7 protein-coding genes are annotated in these 9,528 nt (G+C 43.3%); 3 read left to right on the plus strand and 4 right to left on the minus strand.

Annotated elements, in window-relative coordinates; translation table 11 throughout:
- Window positions 1-703: basic amino acid ABC transporter substrate-binding protein (locus ACRC32_RS20135; RefSeq protein WP_438555643.1), on the minus strand; the 703-nt coding region annotated here is incomplete at its 3' end.
- Between the two features lie 150 nt (window positions 704-853).
- Here ACRC32_RS20135 and ACRC32_RS20140 point away from each other — a divergent pair.
- A complete protein-coding gene (locus ACRC32_RS20140; RefSeq protein ID WP_438555644.1) occupies window positions 854-1,621 on the plus strand; it encodes an amino acid ABC transporter ATP-binding protein in 768 nt (255 codons plus the stop codon).
- Window positions 1,622-1,642: 21 nt separating this feature from the next.
- Here the strand turns inward: ACRC32_RS20140 and crtO are convergent, their stop codons facing one another.
- Window positions 1,643-3,343 (minus strand): beta-carotene ketolase CrtO, encoded by a 1,701-nt coding sequence (gene crtO / locus ACRC32_RS20145; protein WP_438555645.1) that lies wholly within the window; start codon window positions 3,341-3,343, stop codon window positions 1,643-1,645.
- Between the two features lie 357 nt (window positions 3,344-3,700).
- Window positions 3,701-4,198 carry a molybdenum cofactor biosynthesis protein MoaE gene (locus ACRC32_RS20150; protein WP_438555646.1) on the minus strand — a complete coding sequence of 166 codons (498 nt, stop codon included), beginning with the start codon at window positions 4,196-4,198 and terminating at the stop codon, window positions 3,701-3,703.
- A 623-nt stretch (window positions 4,199-4,821) separates the two neighbouring features.
- Between ACRC32_RS20150 and ACRC32_RS20155 the strand changes: the two genes are divergently transcribed.
- Both ACRC32_RS20155 and ACRC32_RS20160 read left to right on the plus strand, forming a co-directional pair.
- Complete coding sequence (locus ACRC32_RS20155; protein WP_438555647.1) at window positions 4,822-7,605, plus strand: hybrid sensor histidine kinase/response regulator; 2,784 nt, start codon at window positions 4,822-4,824, stop codon at window positions 7,603-7,605.
- Window positions 7,606-7,836: 231 nt separating this feature from the next.
- Window positions 7,837-8,493, plus strand: coding sequence for an SGNH/GDSL hydrolase family protein (locus ACRC32_RS20160; protein ID WP_438555648.1), 657 nt, complete (start codon window positions 7,837-7,839; stop codon window positions 8,491-8,493).
- Window positions 8,494-8,552: 59 nt separating this feature from the next.
- Here ACRC32_RS20160 and ACRC32_RS20165 read toward each other — a convergent pair whose 3' ends face one another.
- Window positions 8,553-9,263 (minus strand): transposase family protein, encoded by a 711-nt coding sequence (locus ACRC32_RS20165; RefSeq protein WP_438555649.1) that lies wholly within the window; start codon window positions 9,261-9,263, stop codon window positions 8,553-8,555.
- Between the last annotated feature and the right edge of the window lie 265 nt (window positions 9,264-9,528).

A 9,528-nucleotide genomic window follows, 5' to 3' on the forward strand; every position in this document is an offset into this window, starting at 1 on the left:
TAGCCGTAGCAATACCGTAAAACTCTTCCGTCAGCAATTGACCGACAACTTTAATCCCTGAAAGGTTAGCATTTTTAATTGCATATAAAGTAACAGGTGCATCGTTAATAACTGCATCCACATTACCATTTTTCAATTCCTGTAAAGCTAAAGGTGCAGAATCAAAACTACTGATTTTCGCCCCTGCAACTTTCTTGGCTTCTTCCGCCCCAGTTGTACCAATTTGAACGGCAATTCTTTTATTTTCGAGACTCACAAAATTCGTAATATCTTGGTTGTCGCTACGAACCGCGATCGCCAACCCTGCCTTAAAATAGGGACGAGAGAAATCAACTGTTTGCGATCGCTCTTTGGTGATCGTCATACTACTAATGGCTGCGTCGATCGTTTTTCCCTGTAAGGCGGGAATCAAACCATCAAAAGGTAAACTTTGAAAGTTGACTGTAAATCCAGCCGACTTAGCGATCGCATTCATCAAATCGATACTGAACCCCTGTAACTCACCATTCGTCCCTTTAAACTCAAATGGCGCAAATGCGGGTTCAGTTCCCACAGTTAAAGTTTTCGCCGCACCACCCGTATTCCCCGTCCCACTCGTACCAGAATCGTTACCACCACCACAGTTTGTCAGTAGCACCAACAAGCAGCACAAGCCGACCAATAAACTCCAACGCAACCGACGGATAACACTTAGAGCCATCATTTCTTTTCCTTGTGCATTTTCTGTACTTGCAGTAGTGAGTTAAATTTCCTTGTATCCCCTTCTGCACCAGAGTATTGTGCCATAGAATACAATCAATTGCGGTGTAATTAAAATACCCTGTAACCAACTCAACCCACTTCCAACGTAGGTATGAATAGTGCTACCCCCGCGATCGTATTTGAAGGTGTAGAGAAAAACTTCGGTTCCCTCAAAGTCCTCAAAGGAATTAGCGGTGAAATTTATCGCGGTGAAGTTGTCGCCGTTATTGGTTCCTCTGGTTGTGGCAAAAGTACCCTGCTACGCTGCTTCAATCGTCTAGAAGCCATTAATGGCGGGCGTTTAGTTGTTAATGATATTGATATATCGCATCCTAACCTCAACCGCAACGTGCTGCGTCAACTGCGATCGCAAGTCGGGATGGTATTTCAACAATTTAATTTGTTTCCTCACCTGAATGTATTAGATAACTTAACCCTGGCACAGCAAAAGGTGTTAGGAAAATCTAAAAAAGAAAGCGCCCAACTTGCCGCACAATATTTAGAAAAAGTTGGCTTATCTGAAAAAGCTACCGTTTATCCCGAACAGCTTTCTGGCGGACAAAAACAACGAGTCGCGATCGCTCGGAGTTTGTGCATGAACCCCCAGATCATGCTATTTGACGAACCTACCAGCGCTTTAGATCCAGAACTGGTAGGGGAAGTTTTGCGCGTGATGCAACAACTTGCTGCTGACGGAATGACAATGATCGTCGTTACCCACGAAATGCTATTTGCGCGGGAAGTCGCCAACCGCGTTATGTTTTTACATCAAGGGCAAATTGAAGAACAAGGATCGCCTCGGGAAGTTTTAGTTAGTCCGAGAAGCGATCGACTGCAAACGTTTTTGAGCCGCTTGAATCCCGATCTAGACCATAGATAAATTTAAAATTCAACTAAAAATTCAATCTTGTTTCGTGCCAAACACGGATTCAAAAGTTGACTTCACCGACTCTCTTGCATCCTTAAACGTTTGCGATAGCGGATTTTGCGTCTGCAAAAATACCCTAGCACAATTGCGACCTGGCATTCCCGAAATCGATCCGCCTGGATGAGTTCCCGCACCTGTGAGGAATAAGCCATCAATTGGAGTTCTATAGTTAGCTATTTCTGGCAAAGGACGGAAGAAAACCATCTGATCGAGAGTCATATCAATATGGTAATAATTACCTTTGTATGCACCCAATCTTTCACCTAATTCAGCCGGACTTTCTACTCGACGGGCAATAATGGAATCTTTTACATTAGGAGAGTATTCTGCTAGTTTATCGATGATGCGATCGGCAACTTTGTGTTTCAACTCATCCGTCCAACCCGTCCCTTTTAACCCCGTACCTTCTGCCCCAGCAATTTGATATGGTGCAAAAAATTCAATCCAAACTGTATGCTTTCCAGCCGGAGCCATTGAAGGATCGAGCGCTGTAGGCATGACGACATACATAGATGGATTCGCATCGGGAATTTGCCCTAACGTACACAAACTGTGTGCTTGTTCTACATGGCTGACAGAATCGGCGATTAAAATTGAGCCAATTAAATATTCATCTTTGTGTTCGTGATGCTCAAAACACAGTGGTTTATCAATTGCTAGATCGACTTTGAGAATTGTTTCATTATTATTGACAATTCGACGTTCTAATCTTTCGCGCAAATGGGGTTCGGCAGCATCCAGTTCGCTCGGATCTACCATGTGTAGAAATATTCGCTGAGCATCAATGTTAGAAATAACAGCTTTTTTGGCTCGATATTCTTTACCATTAGCAACTCTTACACCCACAGCTCGACCGTTATCAATTAAAATCTTCTCTACATGCTGGTCGGTAAGAATTTCACCGCCCTTACTTTTGACTAGATTCACTAAAGCTTGCACTAATGCACCCGTACCACCACGCGGTCTAGCCATCCCTGGATCGTGACGCATTGCCATCATAATTGCGCCAATCCCAAGGGTTTTTTGTGAAGGAGGCGCACCCAGTTCTGATGAGAGCCTAGCTAAGGGTGCTTTTAAAAATTCAGAATCAAACCATTCGTTTACCATGTCCTCCCCACTACTAAGCATGGTACGCACAAAGTCTAGAGTTTTTGAGGGAGAACCAATGACAGAAAATAAATCTTTTATTTTTGTAATGTCATAGTTACCGAGGATATCTAATAATGACTTGGGTGGAGCGTTAAACATCGGAATCATCGCACCGAGCGCCCGTTGCCAATAATCTGTAAATTCAGCATATTTTTCTGCATCTCGTTGACTATAACGGGCAATTTCCGCACAAGTCTTGTCAACAGATTTATGACCTAAAAAGTACTTGCCATCTGGATGCGGACAGAAAACTACTGGATCGCAATAAAGATATTCCAATCCATACTTTTCTAGTTCTAGTTCTTGAACGACTGGTCCAAGGTGAATAAATTCGTGATCGATCGCACAAAGGTTAAATTTGAACCCTGGTGCTTCTTGAGGTAAGCATTCTTCTGTCGTTGCTGCTCCACCAGGAACAGAGCGCTTTTCCAATAATAAAACACTATATCCGGCTTTTAATAGATAAGCCGCGCACACTAAGCCATTGTGTCCTGCCCCAATCATGACAATATCGTAAGCCTGCATATTCTCTGCTCCAGCCAGATTATCTCTTTCCGATATTAGGCAGAAGTCAAAGAATATACAATTGTCTGGGGGTAGAAGATAAAGATAAGGGCTATGTTTTACTGCCGCATTGAGTATATTTCTCTCGTACGACCGATGGTTTGGAAATGGCTAAGTGTAACAATGTATGTAGCTTTGTAAAACAGAGGTATACCTAATGGATGACAAAAACTATTCCTTCAAAGGTAGTCCAAACGCAGGTATGGTGCTTTCAATCTTAGCAGTAGTAGGTGCTGTGCTAATTTTTGCCTTGGGTTTTAGCAACTAATCGAATCAAAAATCAAGTGTAGGGTGGGCAATGCCCACCGTACCAAAACTTCAGCATCCTTGAGTTTCGCACGCCCCAATACTCACCCAACTAGAAGATCCGTCTTGCCAGTGTTCTTTCTTCCAGATCGGGGCATTATGCTTTAACGTGTCGATCGCATAGCGACAGGCTTCAAATGCTTCAGAACGATGAGGACAACCTACGCCGACTAAAACGCTAATTTCTCCAATTTTTAACTTGCCGATGCGATGGTGAATGGCGACTCGATTTACATCGTCCCATTGTTGGCGGATCTCCGCTGCGATTTGCTTAAAGATCTGCATTGCCATCGGTTCGTATGCCTGATACTCCAACGATACTACTGGTTTACCGTCAGTTTGGTTGCGTACCATCCCACTCATAACGACAATCGCTCCATTGCCTGGGTCATCAGCAAGGGCATAGACTGCATCTAAAGACAAAGGTGCGAAAGTTATCGCAAAGCTATCTTCCGACCTCGCTTTGACTGGAGAGGAGAGGTAGTTAGTAGTAACTCCCGCGTTGCTCACGTTTTCCTATTCTCTGCGTTCAGAAGGACTGTATTTATTCTAGTGGCACGAGAAGTTTGTCGTTGGAAGTCACAAGTAGAAAATTAACTGCTCGGGCGCTCGCATTCTTAATTTTTCTCAACGAGGTTGTTAGCATTCGCGATTTAGTTCTATATAGATTTTTATCTATTGAGACAATTGATTTTGGAAAGCGATCGCGTATACTAGCTTTTCGATACTCCAATCGTTCCTTTATTTGAGTAATTATACTCAAAATAATTACTCTCTAGATTTATGTATTTTGTTTGAAAATAATTAAAAATTGTCAAAAAAAATATAACAAAAGTCAAATAAAAACATTACTATAAGAAAAGGTTTTTAGCGATCCCCATAGCGATTTCGGTAATTCAAAAGCAATATTCGCGTATTTGTCATCTATCTGAATAAATAGAATGGAGTAACAGCATAAACTAGCGATCGCGATCTATTTGCCTCGATCGCTAAGGTTCAGAATAGATAACCTGCCAGCAAAAACGGAATCAAAGCTATTTGTTTTTCCAGAGCGATCGAAGGGGAAAAATAATCAAAGAGCGTAATTGAGCGTAGGGAAGAGTATGAAAGCTGTAGCGCCTATAAATGAAGCTATGAGGCTTGCAGCCCTCAATAAATACCAAATTTTAGACACTCAGCCTGAAGCTGAATTTGATAGTCTTACCCATTTCGCTGCTCGGATTTGCGCTACCCCGATTGCTCTCATTAGTCTGATCGATCGCGATCGGCAATGGTTTAAGTCTAAAGTTGGTTTAACCGTCACTCAGACCCATCGCGATTTAGCTTTTTGCGCTCACGCAATCTTACAACAAGATGTATTCATCGTTCCAGATGCTTTGCGCGACGAACGATTTGCGACTAATCCTCTCGTCACGACAGATCCGCAAATTCGATTTTATGCTGGCGCACCATTGATAACGCCGGAAGGTTATGCTTTGGGGACTTTGTGCGTCATCGATTACGTACCGCGAGAGTTAAATCCCGAACAAATTGCCATACTCAAAGTTCTCAGCCAGCAGATCGTTACCCAGTTTGAATTACAGCGCAAGTTAGCAGATTTAACCATAGCTCATACTCAGTTCGATCGCTCAGTTGCAGCTTTGAAACAAGCATCAGCAGAAAATTTGATGCTGGCTCAAGCAATGGCTGCTGTTTCTGAAGGGGTTTTCATTACCGATCCGCATCAGCATGGGTGTCCGATTGTCTATGCTAATTCAGTTTTCTGCCGCATGACTGGATACCAACTAACAGAAGTATTAGGCAAAGATTGGCGCTTGCTTTGTGGAACAGCCACAGATCCGCAAGCGATCGCCAAAATCGAGCGGGCGATCGCTCAAAATACAGAAGTGCAAACCACGCTATTAAATTATCGAACTGACGCACAAACGTTCTGGAGCGAAATAAAAATTACCCCCGTGTTCTCAAATACGGGAAATTTGCTCTATTTCGTTAGCATTTTAACCGATATTAGCGATCGCATTACCGCCGCTGCCGCACTGGGAGAAAGCGAATCGATTCTGCGGAGTTTCTATGACAGCGCCTCTATGATGATGGGGATCGTAGAACTGCGCGAAAACGATATTTTACATATTTCTAACAACGCTGCCGCTGCCAATTTTTTCGGCTTATCGCCTCAGATGATGCAGCACCGACTGGCGAGCGAGATGGGAGTACCGCAGCATCACATCCAAACTTGGATCGAACGTTACCGAGAAGCAGAACGCAGCCAAACTCCAGTTAAATTCGTCTACTCCCACAAAACACCATTAGGGAAAAAATGGCTCTCAGCCACAGTTTCGGCAATTGCTGGCAACCGAGAGCATCATGCTCGATTTGCTTATATTGTTGAAGATATTACGGAAAGCAAGCAAGCAGCGCAGAAGATTCGTCAACAGGCTGCTTTATTAGATGTGACTACCGATGCCATTTTGGTCAAAGATTGCAGTAGCGATCGCATTTTATATTGGAATCGCGGTGCAGAACGGCTGTATGGTTGGACAGCAGCAGAGGCTATAGGCACGAGTGCATTTGAGCTGTTATACAAAAAAGCATCTTTACACGCCCAAGCTTTGCAAACAGTTCTTAGCACAGGTGAGTGGTATGGCGAGTTAGAAAAAGTAACGCAAGCTGGCAAAGAGATCGTCGTCGAAAGCCGTTGGACGTTGATGCGCGACGAACAAGGACAACCCAAATCGATTTTATGCGTCGATACAGATATTACTGAGAAAAAACAACTGACAACTCAATTTTTACGCGCTCAGCGATTAGAAAGTATCGGTACTCTAGCAAGTGGTATCGCTCACGATTTAAACAATGTTTTGGCTCCAATTTTAATGTCAGCCCAACTGTTGCAGTTGAAAACCTACGACATGCGCAACTTGCAGATTTTACAAACAATCGAGACTAATGCAAAGCGGGGTGGGGCTTTGATCAAGCAAGTGCTATCATTTGCACGTGGGGTTGAAGGACAACAAACGGTTTTACAACTGCGACATTTATTAGCAGAAATCAAACAAGTTATCAAAGAGACTTTTCCTAAGTCAATAGCAGTTTATACAGATATCGCCCCAGATTTATGGGCGGCGGCTGGTAATGCGACGCAGCTGCATCAAGTATTAATGAATTTGTGCGTCAACGCTCGCGATGCAATGCCGAATGGTGGAGTTTTAAAAATTGCGGCTGAGAACTTGTTAGTAGACGAACACTATGCAAGGATGCATTTAGAAGCAAAGGCTGGTGCATATGTTGTCATCACCATTGCAGATACAGGAATGGGAATGCCAAAAGCAGTGCAGGAGAGAATTTTTGAGCCGTTTTTCACAACCAAAGACATTGGGAAAGGCACTGGGTTAGGACTTTCTACTGCAATTGGAATTGTCCAAGGACACGGGGGGTTTATTCAAGTCACGAGTGAGGAGAAAAAAGGAACTCAATTTCAGGTGTATCTACCTGCAAAAGAGGCTGTAGAACAGCCACGATCGCCCGAACGAGAAATTCCATTTGGTCATGGAGAATTGATTTTAGTTGCAGATGACGAAGTAGCAATTCGCGAGATTATTAAAACTTCTTTAGAAGTACATAATTATCGAGTTCTGACTGCGGTTGACGGGATTGATGCGATCGCGATTTACGTGCAACATCGCTCGGAAATTAGCGTGGTGATGGTCGATATGATGATGCCTGCAATGGATGGTGTCACGACGATTCGCACGTTACAAAAACTGAATTCTGAGGTCAAAATTATAGCTACAAGTGGGTTGGCAGCAAACGATCGATTATTGACATCTGTAAGCGATCGGGTTAAGGCATTTTTGGTCAAACCCTACACTGCTCAAGAGTTATTAAAAACTATTCGCCAGTTGTTGGATACAGAATAGCTTTAGTTATTTTAAAATCAACTATAGCTATTCTCAATTAGATGGGGTACCTAGATCTGTAGGGGCGCACAGTTGTGCGCCCCTACAAATGTATTTTCCCAGGATAGGAAACGCTATATATTTGACAAGATTGAAAAAATCTCGTCAGTTGAGGAGTATATTTCTGTTGAACAACCACAAAACTCGTTCCAAACGCCAGTTTTCTTATTACTAAAACCGATTGTACTATGTGTGCTATGCGTAGCAATAATAACAATCCTACACGGTAGTAAGAGTATAACTTTTAGCCATCAAGTTGCAATTTTTTTTGGTGACAGCATTACATATGGTGATGGTGAATCAAATAGCAATACTCGCTGGTCTACCTTAGTAACAAATGCTTTGAATCTGCAAGAAGATAACCAAGCAATTTCCGCTACAGTTTTACAAAATACTGTTCCAGTTTTAGCAAACAACGGTCGCGATCGCTATCAGCAAGATATCATTCAGCGCTCTCCTAATTATGTTTATATTCTCTACGGCTTAAACGATCTGCGATACAACGGAGCTAATTTTTCGACAATGAACTTTCAAAATGATTTAGATGAAGTAGTAGCAGGACTAATTTCAGCTGGAATCCCTCCCAGTCACATTGTTATTGGTTCTCCCCCTTACATAAATCCTACTGGTTATTCTCTCTACCCGCCCTATAATGCAGGTTCTACTACAAAACATCGGCAATATCGGGATGCAACCGAAGCGATCGCTCGGCGATATCATACTAAGTGGGCAGACGTTTACCAGTACATGCTCGATCGTAGTGCTAGTACTTTAGTTAGCAACGATCTCATTCATCCTAACGATTTCGGGCATCAAGCCATTAAAAATGCAATGTTGAAGGCAAATTAAACTCGTGTTGAGCTGAAAGACGGCACGACTAGTTACTATTATTAGACCTCCTGCATGAATCAAACAGCATGTGCCAGTTCGTAATTAAGCAGACCTGCAATCAGATTCAAACGTAAACCAAACCGCTTTCTCCGATTGCGATAGCGTCCAGAAAAAATACGGAAAATCTTGAAGCGTCGAATCGTATGTTCCACGCGAACACGCAGCTTAGCTAGTGCCCGATTGTGGTGCTTTTCTGCCATTGGCAATGACTGTTTTCTGGGTTTTTTCGTGGGTGTACAAGCACCCCTATGTAGCTTGCTCAACCCCTGATATCCTTGATCTGCTAAACACAACTGCGACGGTCTCAATGGCATCCGGCTGCGCTTGAACAACTTAAAGTCATGGGTTCTGCCTTTGTCCACTACTATACAGACAATTTGCCCTGTTTCCCATTCCACCACCAGTTGTAACTGAGCGCGTATGGCACTTGTATTTGCCACTGTAATAGCGTTTTTGTTTTTTTGGGGGCGCTCAATCTCCATTTCACTCGCGTCTATTACCAACACTTTCCATTCATAACCTGGTTGATATAGATGACGTTTACTTGGCAGACGAAACTTGCCACACTTGACTAACAAGTCTTCGACTTTTTTGATAATTCGCCCTACTGTAGTCTCGTGCAGCCCCCAACTGGTGAGAGAGTTTCGGGAGGAATTATTCCCCCCGAAATCTCTCGTGGCAATATGGAACTGAGTGCGATATTCCCGCCAATATTCTAGTGTTACCAACAGTTGATCTTCTACACTCAGTTTGTTCTGTCCTCCCCGCCGACCTTGACGCTCGCGCTTGTGGTCGCAGCACCTCTACCATGTCGTTAAAGGTTTGATGGCTCACCCCGCACAGGCGCTTGAACTCAGCGGCGGAAAGATGTTGTAAGTCGGTGTATGGCACGCACCTTCCTCCTGTTTTCCATTCCTGCCATGCTTCTACCCTATGATCTAACTGTTCTATTGCCAACTGTCACACTGCTTTACTATTCATGCAGGAGGTCTA

The sequence above is a fragment of the Chroococcidiopsis sp. genome, from assembly GCF_051657925.1.
GTDB lineage: Bacteria > Cyanobacteriota > Cyanobacteriia > Cyanobacteriales > Chroococcidiopsidaceae > Chroococcidiopsis.

Coding starts and splice junctions, on each gene's coding strand:
- ACRC32_RS20140 (WP_438555644.1), top strand. CDS start 854: ATGAATAGTGCTACCCCCGCGATCGTATTTGAAGGTGTAGAGAAAAAC.
- crtO (WP_438555645.1), bottom strand. CDS start 3,343: ATGCAGGCTTACGATATTGTCATGATTGGGGCAGGACACAATGGCTTA.
- ACRC32_RS20155 (WP_438555647.1), top strand. CDS start 4,822: ATGAGGCTTGCAGCCCTCAATAAATACCAAATTTTAGACACTCAGCCT.